Source organism: Aminobacter sp. P9b (genome assembly GCF_045345995.1).
Classification (GTDB): Bacteria; Pseudomonadota; Alphaproteobacteria; order Rhizobiales; family Rhizobiaceae; genus Aminobacter; species Aminobacter niigataensis.
The window spans coordinates 2,331,628-2,347,758 of the sequence record NZ_CP150082.1; the positions used below are offsets into that span (position 1 = coordinate 2,331,628).

The following is a 16,131-nucleotide window of genomic DNA, read 5'->3' on the forward strand; positions in this document are numbered from 1 at the left end:
CCAATGGACGCAGCGGCTGAATATCGGCCGCGGTTTGGCGCGACCGTATCCGAAGGCGGCATCCGTTTTGCCGTCTGGTCCGGTGCTGCCGAGCGCATCTGGGTGTCGGTCTTCGATGCGGCCGGCAAGGCCGAGACCGACAGGCTGGAACTCCAGCGCGAGGGCGAGGGCGTTTTCGCGCTGTCGGTTGCCGGCCTGCGCGAGGGAACCCGCTACGGCTTCCGCGCCGACGGGCCATATGTGCCTGATGAGGGTCTTTGGTTCGATCCCGACAAGCTGCTGGTTGACCCCTACGCCGTTCGAATTGACAGAGCCTATCGTTATGACGGACGGCTGGCGGCGAGAAGGGGGCAGGGCGGCGACACCGCCGATCTGATGCCGAAGGCTGTGGCGGTCAGGCTGCCAACAGCGCCGACTGCAGCACCAACCTTCACGCGGGGCGGGCTCATCTACGAGGTGCCGGTGCGCGCCTTTTCGATGGCGCATCCGTCCATCCCGACGAAGCTTCGCGGCACGATCCGCGCCTTGGCCGAGCCGGCTGTCATCGAGCATCTCCTGAGGCTGGGCGTGTCGGCCGTCGAACTCATGCCGGTGACCGCGACGATGGACGAGCGCCACCTGCCGGCGCTGGGGCTCAGCAATTCCTGGGGCTACAATCCCGTCAGCTTCATGGCGCTCGATCCGCGCCTGGCGCCCAATGGGATAGACGACTTGCGTGAGACAACGGCCGCACTCCACGAGGCCGGCATAGGCGTCATCCTCGACCTCGTTTTCAACCATACGGCCGAAAGCGATGAACTCGGACCGACGCTGTCGCTGCGCGGTCTCGACAATCGCGCCTACTATCGCGGGGCCACAGATGACCCCGGCCGCTTTGCCAATGACACCGGCACCGGCAACACGCTCGCCTGCGACCATTCGGTGGCGCAGCAGCTCATTCTCGACAGTCTCAGGCATTTTGTCGTTCATGCCGGCGTCGACGGTTTCCGTTTCGATCTCGCGCCGGTGCTGGGACGGGTCGATGGCGAGTTCCGGGCGGATGCACCGCTGCTCCAGGGCATGCGCCAGGATCCGATCATTGGCGACCGTGTTCTCATCGCCGAGCCATGGGACATCGGCCACAATGGCTATCGCCTCGGCGGTTTTCCGCCCGAATTCCAGGAGTGGAACGATCGCTACCGCGACGACGTCAGGCGCTTCTGGCGCGGCGACCGCGGCATGGTCGGCGCCCTGGCGACCAGGCTTGCGGGTTCGTCCGACATATTCGGCGGAGGAGCGCAAACGCGGACGGTGAATTTCGTCGCCGCCCACGACGGCATGACGCTGGCGGACATCGTGCGCTACGAACGCAAGCATAACGAGGCCAATGGTGAACACAATCACGACGGCCACAACGAGAATTTTTCCTGGAACAACGGTGTCGAGGGTGAAAGCAGCGACCCCGAGATCGCCGCCGAGCGCGGCCGGGACGTGCGCGCCATGCTGGCCGTGCTGTTCGCCTCGCGCGGCGCCATCATGCTGACTGCAGGCGACGAGTTCGGCCGCAGCCAGCATGGCAACAACAATGCTTACGCGCAGGACAACGAACTGACGTGGCTGGACTGGGTCGACCGGGACGTCGCGCTTGAGGATTTCGTAGCCAACCTTTCGAGGCTCCGGCGCGAGATACCCGCGCTGGCCGAACTGGATTTCCTGGCCGGCACACCCAGGCATGGCTCGGCCGTATCTGACGTGGAATGGCTGACGGAAGCGGGCCGGCCGATGAGCGACGCCACCTGGCACGAGCCCGACCGGCATCGCCTGACCATGCTGCTTGGAAACGGAACCGCCTTTGGCGGACAGCTCGCCGTCATGATCAATGGGGCGCGGCGCGACGCCACCTTCAAGCTTCCAACTCGTCCCGGCTTCCAATGGCAGCCGGTTGCAGGCGGGACAGGGCCGCTCGAGAACCGCACCGCGGTGCCGGCGCGCACCGTGCTTTTTGCCATCGAACATCCCGGCGAGTGACAGCCAAGGAGAACTGCAATGGTGCCGAAAGAGGGAACGATGCCCCCTGCTGACTGGTGGCGCGGCTGCGTCATCTATCAGGTTTACCCTCGCTCTTTTCAGGACACGACGGGTGACGGCAGCGGCGACCTTGCAGGCATTACGCGTCGCCTGGCGCACATTGCCTCGCTCGGTGTCGACGCAGTCTGGCTTTCGCCGTTCTTCAAGTCGCCGATGGCGGACATGGGCTACGACGTTTCGGACTACTGCGATGTCGACCCCATGTTCGGCACGCTGGCGGATTTCGACGCGCTGATTGCCGAAGCCCATCGCCTCGGGCTGAAGATCATCATCGACCAGGTGCTGTCGCACTCTTCGGACCAGCATCCGTGGTTCGTGGAGAGCCGCGCCAGCCGCGACAACCCCAAGGCCGACTGGTACGTCTGGGCTCCGCCCAAGCCCGACGGAGGCGCCCCCAACAACTGGATATCGATCTTCGGCGGCCCTGGCTGGGAGTGGGATTCGACCCGCAGGCAATATTACCAGCACAACTTCCTGGCCTCGCAGCCCGACCTCAATTTCCACAATCCCGACGTGCAGGATGCCTTGCTGGAGACTGTGCGCTTCTGGCTCGACCGGGGCGTTGATGGCTTCCGGCTAGATACGGTCAATTTCTACGTCCACGACAGGTGGCTGCGCGACAACCCGCCCTTGCCGAAGAGCATTGCCGGCGAGAACGAGGAAACCAACCCTTACGAATTCCAGGACCATTTGTTCGACAAGACGCGGCCGGAAAACCTCGAATTTCTCAAGCGCTTCCGGGCGTTGCTCGACGAATATGACGGGCGAAGCTCGGTCGGCGAGGTCGGAGACGGAGAGCGCTCGCTGCAGACGGTAGCCGCCTACACCTCTGGCGGCGACAAGCTCGACATGTGCTACACCTTCGACCTGCTGGGGCCTAAATTCTCGGCTGCGCATGTCCTGAAGTGCATTGCCGATTTCGAGGCAGCGGTCACCGACGGCTGGATTTGCTGGGCTTTCTCCAATCATGACGTAGCCCGCCATGTCACGCGCTGGACCCGGCCCGGCGGCGATCCGGAGGCGGTCGCGAAGTTCTCGGTCGCCTTGCTTGCCTGCCTGCGCGGCTCGATCTGCATCTATCAGGGCGAGGAGCTTGGCCTGACGGAGGCGGAACTTGCCTTCGAAGACCTGCGCGATCCCTACGGTATCCGATTCTGGCCCGGCCAGAAGGGCCGGGACGGCTGCCGCACGCCGATGGTTTGGGAGGCCCAGTCGGAGCAGGGGGGCTTTTCCGACGGCAAGCCGTGGCTGCCGATTCCGGCTGGTCATCGCGCCCATGCCGTTGACCGGCAGCAACGAGACGAGGGGTCGGTTCTGGCCCGCTACCGCGCCGTGCTCGCCGCCCGCAGGGCGCTTCCGGCACTTATCCACGGCTCGATCTCATTGCTGGAAGCCGACGGCGACGTGCTCTCTTTCGTGCGCGAGGCAGACGGCGAGCGGCTGCTTTGCGTCTTCAACTTTGCCGAGGATTCCGCCGTTTGGCCGGTTCCCGCGCGGCTCACCGGGTTGCTTCCGCTCGATTTTCCCGGAGGCTCGGACGAACTCGAAGGAGGCAGGATCGCGCTTCCTCCGCTCGGTTACTTTATCGGACGCTTGGTTTGAAGGCGCTCAAGTTGACTTTAGGTGAGCACGAGTCGTGTTGAAATAAAAATTCGCCGTGGATAGTGTCAGCCACCGCTGGCGGTAGGGAGCTGCCGGCTCGCTCAACGAAACCGGAAAAATCCGGCATTCGGGCGCTAACTAGGCGAGGCCTGTTTTACGAGGAACAGGCCACTTGGGAGAAACAATCATGCTGAAGAACATGCTGAAAGCGACCGTGTTCGCCACGACGCTTGCCTTGGCCACCGGCGCGGTCTCCATGCCGGCCTTTGCCGAGGTCGTCTTCAATCGCGGCAATTCGGCCGATCCGGAATCGCTTGATCCGCACAAGACCTCGACTGTCTACGAAGCGCACATCCTGCGCGACTTGTTCTTTGGCCTGGTGATGCAGGACCAGGGTGCCAATCTGATTCCTGGTGCGGCCGAGAGCTGGACCGTTTCGGACGATGGCAAAGTTTATACCTTCAAGCTGCGCCAGGGCGCGACCTGGTCGGATGGCAGCCCGGTAACGGCTGAAGACTTCGTTTACTCGTTCCGTCGTCTCGAAGATCCGGCGACCGGCGCCGAATACGCCTCGATGCTGTACCCGATCGTGAATGCCGAAGAGGTCAACACCGGCAAGGCAAAGCTCGAGGACATGGGCGTGAAGGCTGTCGACGCTTCGACGCTTGAAGTGACGCTGAAGGCCCCGACGCCTTATTTCCTTGAAATGCTCACCCACCAGGCGGCCTATCCGGTCAACAAGGCGGCGATCGAGAAGCTTGGTGCCGACTGGATCAAGCCGGGTAACCTGGTTTCCAACGGCGCGTTCACGCTTGCCGAATTCGTGCCCAACGACCACATCAAGCTGCTCAAGAACCCGAAGTTCTATGACGCTGCGAACGTCAAGGTCGACGTCGTCAATTACATCCCGACCGAAGACCGCTCGACCGCCATCAAGCGTTTCGAGGCTGGCGAACTGGACAGCAACGACGACATCCCGACCGAACAGATGGCCGATCTGAAGACCAAGTTCGGCGATCAGTTGCGCGTCGGTGCCCAGCTCGGCACCTACTATTACGCGATGAAGTGGGACAAGGAGCCGTGGACGAACCTGCAGCTTCGCAAGGCGATTTCGATGGCGATCGACCGCGACTTCATCGCCGAGAAGGTCTGGCAGAATTCGATGCTGCCGAGCTACACGATGGTGCCTCCGGGCATCGAGGGCTACACGCCCATCGCAGCCGACTATGCCGACAAGACCCAGATCGACCGCGAAGACGAGGCCGCCAAGATCCTGAAGGAACTTGGTTATGGTCCCGACAAGCCGCTGAAGATGGAGATCCGCTACAACACGTCGGAAAACCACAAGAATACGGCCGTCGCAATCCAGGAGCAGCTCAAGCCGCTCGGCGTTGAAGTGTCGCTGGTCAACACCGACACCAAGACCCACTACGGGTTCCTCGAGCAGAAGGGCGACTACGATACGGCCCGCGTTGGCTGGATTGCCGACTATAAGGACCCGGAGACCTTCCTCGGTGTCGCGCGCAAGGCGAGCGGCAACAACTATTCGGTCTACAACAATCCGAAGTTCGAGGAAGCCATGGACAAGGCTGCTGCCGCTGGCGGCAAGCCGGAAGAGCGCATGAAGGACATGCAGGAAGCCGAGCGCATTGTCCTTGAGGATACGGGCTTCATTCCGATCCTCTACTACAGCTACAAGAACCTGGTTTCGTCCAAGCTCAAGGGCTTTGATGAAAACGTCATGGACGTTCACCCGACCCGCTTCATCAGCAAAGTCGAGTAACTCTGATTGTGTCGCCGCTCCCACCCGGGAGCGGCGGCCCTAGCTGGATATGTTTCTGGCTGGCGTAACGGAGTACGGCGCCCATGTTTGTATATGTGATACGGCGGCTTCTGACCGCCATTCCCACCCTTTTTGTCATTGTGACAATGGCATTCTTCCTGATCCGCATCGCACCCGGCGGGCCGTTCAATCAGGAAAGAGGACTGAGCCCGGAGATCAAGGCCAACCTCGAAGCGCAGTTCGGCCTGGGCGACCCACTCTGGCTCCAGTACGTCAACTACCTCAAGAACCTGCTGCATGGCAATTTCGGGCCGAGCTACAATCTTCCCGATTTCACCGTCACTGAACTGTTCGCCAAGGGTCTGCCGATCTCGATCCAGCTCGGTTTCTCGGCTCTGGCGCTCGCGTTGTTTGTCGGTGGCATCCTTGGGATCGTAGCCGCGCTCAACCAGAACAAGCTCGGCGACTATTCGGTCATCGCGCTTGCCACTGCCGGCAGCACGATCCCTACCTTCGTCATCGCGCCCGTGATCCAGCTCCTGTTCGGTCTCACCTGGAAGCTGCTGCCGATCGGCGGCTGGGGTGATGGTGCGCTGATCAACAAGATCGGCCCAATCCTGACCTTGTCATTGCCGCAGATCGCCATCGTCGCGCGCCTGATGCGCGGCTCCATGATCGAGTCGCTGCGGTCCAACCACATCCGAACTGCGCGTGCGCTAGGCCTGTCCGACTGGTCGGTGGTGGTTAAGCATGCGCTCAGGGGCGCGGTGCTGCCTATCGTATCCTATGCCGGCCCGGCGGCTGCGGCACTGCTCACCGGCTCGATCATCGTCGAGACCATCTTCGCCATTCCCGGCGTTGGCCGCTATTTCGTCGATGCGGCGCTCAACCGCGACTATACGCTGGTGATGGGAACGGTCGTGGTGATCGCGCTGTTCACGATCGCATTCAACCTGATCGTCGACATCCTCTACGCCTTCTTCGATCCGAGGGTGCGTTATGACTGATATGGCCATCACTGCCCCTGTCGTCGGACGTTCGCTCTGGGCAGATGCCTGGGCACGCCTCAAGGCCAACAAGGCTGCCATGTTCAGCCTTTTCTACCTCATTGCCATGAGCGTCGTCTGTATTGTCGGACCGTATTTCGTGCCGCATCAATACACCACGATCTATGCCGACTATGTCAGGACCCCGCCCAGCCTTTCGTCATATCCAAAGCCCGAGATGATCGAGACCGCCATGAACGACGCCGTCCGGCGCATGCGGGTCGATGTCAAGGAATGGCGTCAGGAAGGCGAACGCGTCTTCATCACGGTGACCTCGGCCAAGCCGCTCGACGAGCGCAACATCCGCTACCTCGACCGCTCGGATACGTTCGACAATGCCAAGCTCGATAGCACATCCGCTGACGGCCTGACGGCGGTCATGAGCGCCTCGATCAAGCAGCAATACTTCCTCTTCGGCACCGACAATACCGGCCGTGACCTGCTGTCGCGAACGCTGATGGCCGGCCGCATCTCGCTGGCGATCGGTCTTCTGGCCGGAGTTGTCGCCGTGGTCATAGGTGTCGTCTATGGCGCAACCGCCGGCTTTATGGGCGGCAAGACCGACGAGGTGATGATGCGCATCGTCGACGTTCTTTATTCGCTGCCGTTCATCTTCTTCGTCATCATGCTGGTCGTCTTCTTCGGCCGAAACTTCGTGCTGATGTTCCTGGCTGTGGGAGCGGTGCTATGGCTCGACATGGCGCGCATCGTGCGTGGCCAGGCCTTGTCGATCCGAAGACAGGAATACGTCCAGGCAGCGGAAGCGCTCGGCGTCAGGTCGCGCGGTATCGTGCTGCGGCACGTCATTCCCAACCTGCTCGGGCCGGTGGTCATCTACATGACCCTGCTGGTGCCCCAAGTCATCATCCTGGAGAGCTTCCTGTCGTTCCTGGGGCTCGGCGTGCAGGAGCCGATGACGAGCTGGGGCGTGCTCATTTCAGCCGGCGCAAAGAACATCGGCACCGCCAATTGGCTGCTTTTGTTCCCCGCATTCTTCCTTGTCTCGACGCTTTTCGCGCTGAATTTCATCGGCGACGGACTTCGCGACGCTCTCGATCCGAAGGACAGGTGAGATGGCTGGCGAAACGATCCTTTCGGTCAAGGACCTGCGCGTCCGCTTCCGCACGCTCGATGGTGCTGTGGAAGCGGTGAAGGGCATCAACCTTCACATCGACGCCGGCGAGACGGTGGCGGTGGTCGGCGAGTCCGGCTCCGGCAAGAGCCAGACGATGATGGCGGCGATGAGCCTTCTCGCGTCCAACGGCGAAGCCACCGGTGTGGTGGACTATCGCGGCAAGAACCTGTTGACGCTCGGAAAATCGGAACTCAACAAGGTCCGGGGCGTCAAGATCAGCATGATCTTCCAGGAGCCAATGACCTCGCTCGACCCGCTCTACACCATCGGCAACCAGCTGATGGAACCGATCCGGCGGCATCGTGGGCTCGACGCCAAGGCGGCGCGCACCGAGGCGCTCAGGCTGCTCGAACTGGTCAAGATTCCCGACCCCGAGCGCCGCCTGAAGTCTTATCCGCACGAAATGTCGGGCGGCCAGCGCCAGCGTGTGATGATCGCCATGGCATTGGCCAATGACCCCGACATCCTGATCGCCGACGAGCCGACGACGGCTCTCGACGTGACGATCCAAGCGCAGATCCTGATGCTTCTTGCCGAGTTGCAGCGCAAGCTCGGCATGGCGATCGTCTTCATCACCCACGATCTTGGCATCGTCAGGCGCTTTGCCGACCGGGTCTATGTAATGCGTTCGGGCGAGGTGGTGGAGGAAGGCAAGGCAGACGAATTGTTTGCCAATCCGCAGCACGATTACACCAAGATGCTGCTCGCGGCGGAACCGACCGGACGCAAGGCCGCACCGCCGGACAATGCGCCGATCCTGCTCGAGGGTCGCAACGTCGAGGTCGAGTTCAAGATCGGTGGCGGGTTTCTAGCCGGTCCGCCGATGCTGCTCAAGGCGGTCGACCACATATCGGTAATGCTTAGGCGCAATCAGACCATCGGCATCGTCGGCGAGTCCGGCTCGGGTAAGTCGACGCTCGGTCGGGCGCTGCTCAGGCTGCTGCCGAGCGAAGGCTCGATCCGCTTCGGCGGCCAGGACCTGTCGAAGGCCGACAAGTCGACAATGCGCCCGTTGCGGCGCGAGTTGCAATTGGTCTTCCAGGACCCGTTCGGTTCGCTCTCTCCGCGGATGACGGTCGGTCAGATCATCACCGAGGGCCTTCTTGTCCACGAGCCGTCCCTTTCAGGCAAGCAACGCGACGCCCGTGCCGTCGAAGCCTTGCTCGAAGTCGGCCTCGACCCGGCTGCCCGCAACCGCTATCCGCACGAATTCTCCGGCGGCCAGCGCCAGCGCATTGCCATCGCCCGGGCGATGATCCTCAAGCCCAAGGTCGTGGTGCTCGACGAGCCGACCTCGGCGCTCGACCGATCGGTGCAGAAGCAGATCGTCGAGCTGCTGCGCAAGCTGCAGGCCGACCACGACCTGTCCTACCTGTTCATCAGCCACGACCTCGCCGTGGTGCGGGCGATGTCCGACTACATTATCGTGATGAAACAGGGAAAGATCGTCGAGGAGGGGCCGACGGAGGAGATCTTCGGCGATCCGCGCGAGGCATATACGAAGACACTGATGGCCGCGGCGATCGACGAGACCAAGTTCCGCCAATCGGCCTGAACAAAAAGCGCCTGCCGCCTGCGGGGCTGTCCCCGCAGGCTCTTTGTCCTTTGGCTAAAGAACCAGAACCGACCGGCCGCAGGACACGCCGTGGACGCGGATATCGGCCTCGCCCACCTTGACGCCCAACAGCGCAAGGACGTTGAAAACCAGGCCGTCGACGGGGGCCGTGACGCCCGACAACAGGTTGGCGACGGCTGTCTTGACCGCGGCATCGGAGGGCAGAAGTATGCCGATCCCCAGGCCCAACAGCCTCACATCGACGCTGAGGTTCAGGTTCTTGATCAGCGAACTGGTCAGTGACTGAGTGAGATTGCTTGAAGACACCGACTTGATGGTGCGGTCGTCGATGTCGTTCTTGTTGAAGGTGAGCGTCTTTGGCGTGGTGTTGCCGATGTCGACATTCGCGCTGCCGCTGACCTCGACCTTGATCAGCCCGACTGCGTTGACGTTCACGAGCTCCGCCGGGTGGACGGTTGGTTCTTTTGTAAAGACACGGAGATCGGCCGGATTGATCTGGCCGAGCCAGACTTCGGCGATGCCGGGTTTGGCTGCCACGGTGACGACCGCGCTGGCCGGCTTTCCGGTCGGACAGGATACGCCCTTGAGCTGGCCCTCGGCGTAGGCGAGCTCGACATAGACGGGCAGCTTGATCGAGGCGCCGAGGACGCCGCCAAGCAATCCGCCGGCGCCGCCGACCGTGGCTTCGATCTGCAGGCGCGTCTGGGCGGTCCGGACGATCTTGCCCGCTTCGCCGATCGCAAACCAGGTGCCGCCTTGCGGTGGCTCGCCGATTGCCAGATCCAGTTTGACCGCCAGCAGGCCGGGAACGCCGACGCCGAGATTGGCCGCCACCTGGTTCTTGCCGTTGGCGATTGCCGCGGCGGCACCGATCAGTTCCATCAGGCCGACATTGGCATCGAACGCCGACGCGCCGTGCCCCAGGGCCAGCTTGCCGACCTGGCCGAGGTCGATGTAGTGCGACAGCGGCACCTTCAGCGATCCGGGCAGCTTGGCGCCGAGCAGCTTGGCAAGTGCCACGTCGGCATCCTTGTCCTTGGTCGTGGTCGCCAGCGCTGACACGATCTGGCCGACGGTCGCTTCGGCTTTCAGCACGTCATTGTAGGTGCCGGCGCTCACCTTGAGTTCGGTTGCCAGGGCATCGATGAACTGCAATGCGTTCACATCCGTGGCCAGCAGGGCGTTGTAGTCCATCGCCGCCAGCGACAGGTTGGTCCCCAAAAGTCCGCCCAACAGCGGATTGAGCAGGGCGCTTTGCTGCGTATTGACGCTGACAAGGCGGGAGCCGATGGAAAAGGCCGCTTCCGCGGGAGCGCTGGCGACCGCGGTGGTGACGATGTTGCGTTGGCCGGTGACCAGATTGGCAAAGAAGGTGGTGCCATCCTTGCGGTAGGTTACGCGCACCGCATTGTGGGGCGTCGCATCGACGACGAACCGTTTGCCTGCCTCGACCATCGCGTCCGGCGTGTATCGGCCCTTCTCGACCCGGACTTCCTTGTAGCCGACCCCTGTCGGCTGGATGTCGAAAGTGCCGGCCAGGGAAACGCCGCCCTGGCGGTTGTTGGCGAAAACCTTGAGCACCGCTGCGTCGGCCTTGGCGATGTTGGCCGCGGCATAGATGGCGGCCAGATCGGTGATCGACTGCGCTTCGCGGCGCTCGACATAGAGTGAGCCTTCGTCGACAGCAAACGCGGCCGCCGCGATGCCGATCGGCAGGCTCAGGGCGAACATCGTGGCAAAGTTGCCTTTGGTCGAACGTCGGAAGCTGCCAAGCTTCTGCATGATGTTCGTGCGCATTCAGATGCCCCCCACCCGAATTGTCGAAGAACGAGAGATGGTCTTTTCCGGTAGCGGCAGCATCGGCAGCAAGTTCCAGATCGGAAGGTGGCCTGCGTCGTAGCGCAAAGAGACGACGAACTGCTCGCTGTCCTTGTCGCTGTCCTTGACCTCGACGACGAGCTTTTTCCTGTCGATGAACACGTAACCGTCCGCGTTGAGATCGATGTACCGTTGCGCAAGCGTCTTGCGCTCGTTCTCGTCAAGACCCGCAATTGCGGTGCGGGCTGCGTCGGCTGCCATCTGCTGGACGGAATGCAGTGCGCCGAAATAGATGCCGTAGGCGATCATCCCGAATACCAAGAGGATGAAGACCGGGGCGACGATTGCAAATTCAATTGCCGAAGTGCCGGATTGGTCTTGTATGATGGTTTGTCGATCAGGTGGCCGGGTGCGTGCCAGGATCTTGTCCTGCCTGCTCTTCAAGCCGATCAACTCGGTGAAGGGCTTGGAGCCTTCTGCTCCCAGCTTGCGGCGCTGGCGAGAGGGACTCGGCTTCATGCGTCTTTGAGAAGCTTGAATCTCACGAGAATATTGTTTGTATGCAAAGTAATAATGATATTCCATATGCCACCTGTTTGGCGATAGCCAAGATCTTTTCTTCTCACGCTGTGGAGAAGATCAAGATCAGCAGCAGAATGGCCGTAGAAGATTATCGATTTGCTAATGTGATGGTTCAGAGTGGATGATGACCAAGAAACAATCTATCGCTATCTAACAATCCGCATAAAATCTTCTGCAATCTTTGCGCGAATAAAGTTGTGATATTAGGTTGTGTCGAAGGAGTTGGAAGTTGACGCGCTGCGTCGACAAGCAAAAGATGGCACGCAAGAGCGGTGCCTGTATCGATGCAGGAGGCGCAAGGTGACTTACTTGCAATGAGCGGCAGGCGGTAGCAACGGGAGGGCGTCCGGTTGTAGAGCGCACGATCCGGCGCGGCAGTGCCGCCAACGCCTAATGGATTGAGATGTCGGGATTTTTCTGGTCGGAGTGGCAGGATTTGAACCTGCGACCCCATCGTCCCGAACGATGTGCGCTACCAGGCTGCGCTACACTCCGTGACCAGTCGGCGGGCTTATAGCCGCCGCTTCTGCTTCCTGCAAGCGCCAAAGGATTGGCTGGCGTAATTTTTCGCAAGCGAGTTATCTTATTGAGCTTTTTTGGCTTTGTTCCTGTGCCGCAGGTGAGGACAGTGCTCCAATCTTGCGATAAACCGTTCGGAAAACAATCGGTTCGTAAATCTTTGCGAATGCCCGGAGTGACGTTGTGAACATCAAGCCAGTCGGCCACGTGGCGCCCAATACGTTCGAATTCGAGACGCGCGCGCTGGTAAAACCGACGGGTTTCCGCGAATACGACGCGCGCTGGTGGTTCGGGCATCCAAGTTCGCCCAAGGAGCCGGAACTCAACCTGATCGGCGTGCAGGCGCTCGGCATGGGCATCGGCACGTTGATTCGCCGCTTGGGCGCAGGCCCCGACATCGTCACCGGCCACGACTTCCGCTCCTATTCGATGGCCATCAAGCTGGCGCTGGTTTCCGGGATGATGGCAGCGGGCGCACGGGTCAAGGACATCGGGCTGGCGCTTTCGCCCATGGCTTATTTTGCCCAGTTCGCGCTCGACACTCCTTCCGTCGCGATGGTGACCGCCTCCCACAACGAAAACGGCTGGACCGGCGTGAAGATGGGGGCACAGCGTCCACTGACCTTTGGGCCTGACGAGATGTCGGCGCTCAAGGAAATCGTGCTCAACGGAGATTTCGAGCTGATCGGCGGTGGCACCTATGAATTCGTGCCGGATTTCCGCAAGACCTACATCGACGACCTCGTCGCCGGCAAACGCATCACCCGCAAGCTGCGGGTCGTTGCCGCCTGCGGCAATGGCACTGCGGGCGCATTTGCACCCGAAGCACTGGAACGGATCGGCTGCGAGGTCATCCCGCTCGACGTTGAACTGGATCATTCTTTCCCGCGCTACAATCCCAACCCCGAAGACATGCAGATGCTGCATGCCATCCGCGACAAGGTTCTGGAGACCGGCGCCGACGTCGGACTAGGCTTCGACGGGGACGGCGACCGTTGCGGCGTCGTCGACAACGAAGGCAGCGAGATCTTCGCCGACAAGGTCGGCGTGATGCTCGCGCGCGATATCTCGGCGCTGTATCCGAACTCGACTTTCGTCGTCGACGTGAAGTCGACCGGCCTGTTCAACACCGACAAGGTACTGGCTGCGAACGGTGCGAAGACCGACTACTGGAAGACCGGCCACTCCTACCTCAAGCGCCGCGTCGCCGAGTTGAGCGCCATCGCAGGCTTCGAGAAGTCGGGCCACTTCTTCTTCAATCCGCCGATCGGCCGCGGTTATGACGACGGCATCGTCACCGCAATCGCCGTGTGCCAGATGCTCGACCGCAGCCCGGGCAAGTCGATGGCCGACCTGTATCGCGATCTGCCGCTGACCTATGGCACGCCGACCATGTCGCCGCATTGCGACGACGAGCTGAAATACGGCGTCGTCGACAAGGTGGTTGCCGATTTCGAGACGATGAAGCGCAATGGCGAAATCTTTGCCGGCCAGAAGATCGTCGACCTGGTGACCGTCAATGGCGTACGCGTCGTTGCCGAGGACGGCACCTGGGGGTTGGTTCGCGCCTCCTCCAACAAGCCGGAACTGGTCGTGGTGGTGGAAAGCCCGGTATCGTCCGAAAGGCGGCGTGAGATGTTTGAGGGCGTCGACGCCGTTTTACGGCGCAATCCGTCTGTCGGCGCCTACAACCAGACATTCTGAGGAGTGGGCATGGCTGAGAGAATCGTCAGTTTTGTCATGAGCGGCGGCGTCGGCTCCAGGCTCTGGCCGCTGTCACGCGAGGACAATCCCAAGCAGTTCCACGACCTGTCGGGCGACGGCTCGATGCTGGTCAAGACGCTGAAGCGGCTCGCCGCGCGCGATGTGGGCGAAACGCCGATCTACCTGATCGCGTCCGAGCGCCATGCCGCGCGCGTGCGTGCCGACCTTGCCGCAATCGACCTTTCCGGCGGCGCGGCGATCTTCGAGCCGACCGGACGCAACACGGCAGCCGCCGTGGCAATCGCAACACTGCAGACGCTCAAGGACTACGGCAACGGTATCGTATTGGTCGTTCCGTCGGACCACGAGATTTCGACGCAACGCCAGTTTTGGGACACCGTCGAGCACGGCGTGCCGGCTGCATCGGCCGGCCGCATGGTCGTTTTCGGCATCCGCCCGACTGCGCCCGAGACGGGCTACGGCTATATCGAGGCCGGCGCGGAAGCCGATGGCATTTCCGACGTCACCCGCTTCGTCGAGAAGCCGGACCTCAAGACCGCCGAGACCTATCTCGCAGCCGGAAACTTCTTTTGGAATGCCGGTATCTTCCTGTTCAAGGCGAGCGCCATGCGCAATGCCTTCCTCAAGCACCAGCCCGAGATCTGGCAGAAGGCCGAAGCAGCCTTTCAGGCGCAGACCAGCGATCTCTCCGGCGTCTACATGCCGTTGGATCTCTACCAGGACATACCATCCATCTCGATCGACTATGCCATCATGGAGCGCACTAGCGGCATCGCCATGGTGCCGGCGAGTTTTCGTTGGAACGATCTGGGGTCGTGGCAATCGCTGCTCGATATCAGCCCCTCTGACAAGGACGGCAATGTCATTGTCGGCGATGTCGTCGCCATCGACTGCGAGAACTCCTACCTGCGCGGCGAGGGGCGACTGCTCTCGGCCATCGGCCTCAAGGACGTAGCCATCGTCTCGACGTCGGACGCAACCTTCGTCGCGCCTGTCAGCCACAGCCAGAACGTCAAGAAGATCGTCGAGCAGCTTGAAAAGAGCGGGCGGCTGGAGACCAAGTTCACGCCGGCGCATGGCCGGGTGCTCTCCAATGGCGCCTGGCGCCGGCGGGTTCAGCACTGGCTGATGGAGGAGACGCTGCCGCTGTGGTCTACGGCGGGGGTGGATGAGCAGTTCGGCGGTTTTCACGAGGCCCTGGGCTTCGACGCAAGGCCGCTGGCGAAACCGAAGCGCATGCGCACCATGGCGCGCCAGGTCTATGCCTTTGCAGTTGCCAAGCAGCGTGGCTGGGACGGCAGGGCCGATGCGCTGATCGACCATGGCATACGCTTCATGGCCGACAAGGGCCGCACCGAGCGCGGCGGCTGGGTGCGTGCGCTCAACCCTGATGGCAGCGTCGTCGATCCCATCGAAGATGCCTACGACCACGCATGCGTGCTCCTGGCCCTGGCCCATGCACATCGCTCGGGCAATGCCGAAGCTCTGGCCCTCGCCACTGAAACATTCGCCTTCCTCGACAAGCACCTCGAGGACGAGCGCATGACGGGCTTCATGGAAAGCCCCGATGGGGAGGGTGTCCGGCGCTCGAACCCGCATATGCACCTGCTTGAGGCTTTTCTAGCCTGGCACGCGGTGACGGGCGACCGTGTCTATCTGCGCCGGGCTGCCCGCATCATCGATCTGTTCCGCAGCCACTTCTTCGAGTTGGACAGCTGGACGCTCGGCGAGTTCTTCGACCGCGACTGGCATCCTGCCGCTGGCGAAAAAGGCCAGTGGACCGAACCCGGTCATCATTTCGAATGGGCCTCGCTGCTGGTCGATTTCGCCGACAAGAGCGGCCAGAAGGATCTGGTTGCTTTCGGGCGCAAGCTCTATGCCTCGGCGGTGGCCAACGGGCTCAACCGTGCGACGGGGCTCGCCTATGGGGCAGTGTCGCGGCAGGGCCTGCCGCTTGACAACATTTCGCGCAGCTGGCCGCAGACCGAAGCCATCAAGGCTGCGGTGGCGCTCGACGGCACGGGCGGTCCCGACCTCAAGCCGGAGATCGAGGCGCGCGTCGGCCGCCTATTTCGCTGGCATATAGACCCCGCGCCGCAAGGCTTGTGGATCGACCAGATCGACGAGCACGGCCGTTCGCTGGCCAAGGAGGTGCCGGCGAGCATCTTCTACCACCTGGTGACGGCGCTGACGCAATATCTCGACAAGACCGAGGACGTCGTCCACTGAGACGCCTTACAAAAAGCCGGCCAATTGGCCGGCTTTTTGTTTGTTGGGC

General features: G+C 61.9%; 10 protein-coding genes and 1 tRNA gene. 8 read left to right on the forward strand and 3 right to left on the reverse strand.

All coding sequences use genetic code 11. The annotated features are described in order from the left end of the window. Nucleotides 1-3: 3 nt before the first annotated feature. From glgX to WHT83_RS11510, 6 genes are all read left to right on the forward strand, one after another. Nucleotides 4-2,007 (forward strand): glycogen debranching protein GlgX, encoded by a 2,004-nt coding sequence (glgX, locus tag WHT83_RS11485; RefSeq protein ID WP_183263582.1) that lies wholly within the window; start codon nucleotides 4-6, stop codon nucleotides 2,005-2,007. A gap of 39 nt (nucleotides 2,008-2,046) precedes the next feature. Beyond that, nucleotides 2,047-3,669, forward strand: coding sequence for an alpha-glucosidase family protein (locus WHT83_RS11490; protein WP_183263581.1), 1,623 nt, complete (start codon nucleotides 2,047-2,049; stop codon nucleotides 3,667-3,669). Nucleotides 3,670-3,856: 187 nt separating this feature from the next. Next, on the forward strand, nucleotides 3,857-5,452 hold the full coding sequence (locus tag WHT83_RS11495; protein ID WP_183263580.1) for a peptide ABC transporter substrate-binding protein: 1,596 nt from the start codon (nucleotides 3,857-3,859) through the stop codon (nucleotides 5,450-5,452). A gap of 83 nt (nucleotides 5,453-5,535) precedes the next feature. After that, nucleotides 5,536-6,459 (forward strand): ABC transporter permease subunit, encoded by a 924-nt coding sequence (locus WHT83_RS11500; protein WP_183263579.1) that lies wholly within the window; start codon nucleotides 5,536-5,538, stop codon nucleotides 6,457-6,459. After that, complete coding sequence (locus WHT83_RS11505; protein WP_318762242.1) at nucleotides 6,452-7,570, forward strand: ABC transporter permease; 1,119 nt, start codon at nucleotides 6,452-6,454, stop codon at nucleotides 7,568-7,570. The genes WHT83_RS11500 and WHT83_RS11505 overlap by 8 nt, the downstream gene beginning before the upstream one ends. A gap of 1 nt (nucleotide 7,571) precedes the next feature. Beyond that, nucleotides 7,572-9,188 (forward strand): ABC transporter ATP-binding protein, encoded by a 1,617-nt coding sequence (locus WHT83_RS11510; RefSeq protein ID WP_318762240.1) that lies wholly within the window; start codon nucleotides 7,572-7,574, stop codon nucleotides 9,186-9,188. Between the two features lie 54 nt (nucleotides 9,189-9,242). Here the strand turns inward: WHT83_RS11510 and WHT83_RS11515 are convergent, their stop codons facing one another. From WHT83_RS11515 to WHT83_RS11525, 3 genes are all read right to left on the reverse strand, one after another. After that, the gene (locus WHT83_RS11515; RefSeq protein WP_246389642.1) at nucleotides 9,243-11,006 is read right to left on the reverse strand and encodes a TadG family pilus assembly protein; all 1,764 of its coding nucleotides are present in this window, start codon (nucleotides 11,004-11,006) and stop codon (nucleotides 9,243-9,245) included. Further along, complete coding sequence (locus WHT83_RS11520) at nucleotides 11,007-11,612, reverse strand: TadE/TadG family type IV pilus assembly protein (RefSeq protein WP_406873842.1); 606 nt, start codon at nucleotides 11,610-11,612, stop codon at nucleotides 11,007-11,009. 415 nt (nucleotides 11,613-12,027) lie between these two features. Beyond that, nucleotides 12,028-12,104: transfer RNA gene (locus WHT83_RS11525), tRNA-Pro, on the reverse strand. A 207-nt stretch (nucleotides 12,105-12,311) separates the two neighbouring features. Here WHT83_RS11525 and WHT83_RS11530 point away from each other — a divergent pair. Then, on the forward strand, nucleotides 12,312-13,832 hold the full coding sequence (locus WHT83_RS11530; protein ID WP_406873843.1) for a phosphomannomutase/phosphoglucomutase: 1,521 nt from the start codon (nucleotides 12,312-12,314) through the stop codon (nucleotides 13,830-13,832). A 9-nt stretch (nucleotides 13,833-13,841) separates the two neighbouring features. After that, the gene (locus WHT83_RS11535) at nucleotides 13,842-16,082 is read left to right on the forward strand and encodes a mannose-1-phosphate guanylyltransferase/mannose-6-phosphate isomerase (protein ID WP_406873844.1); all 2,241 of its coding nucleotides are present in this window, start codon (nucleotides 13,842-13,844) and stop codon (nucleotides 16,080-16,082) included. Nucleotides 16,083-16,131 lie beyond the last annotated feature (49 nt).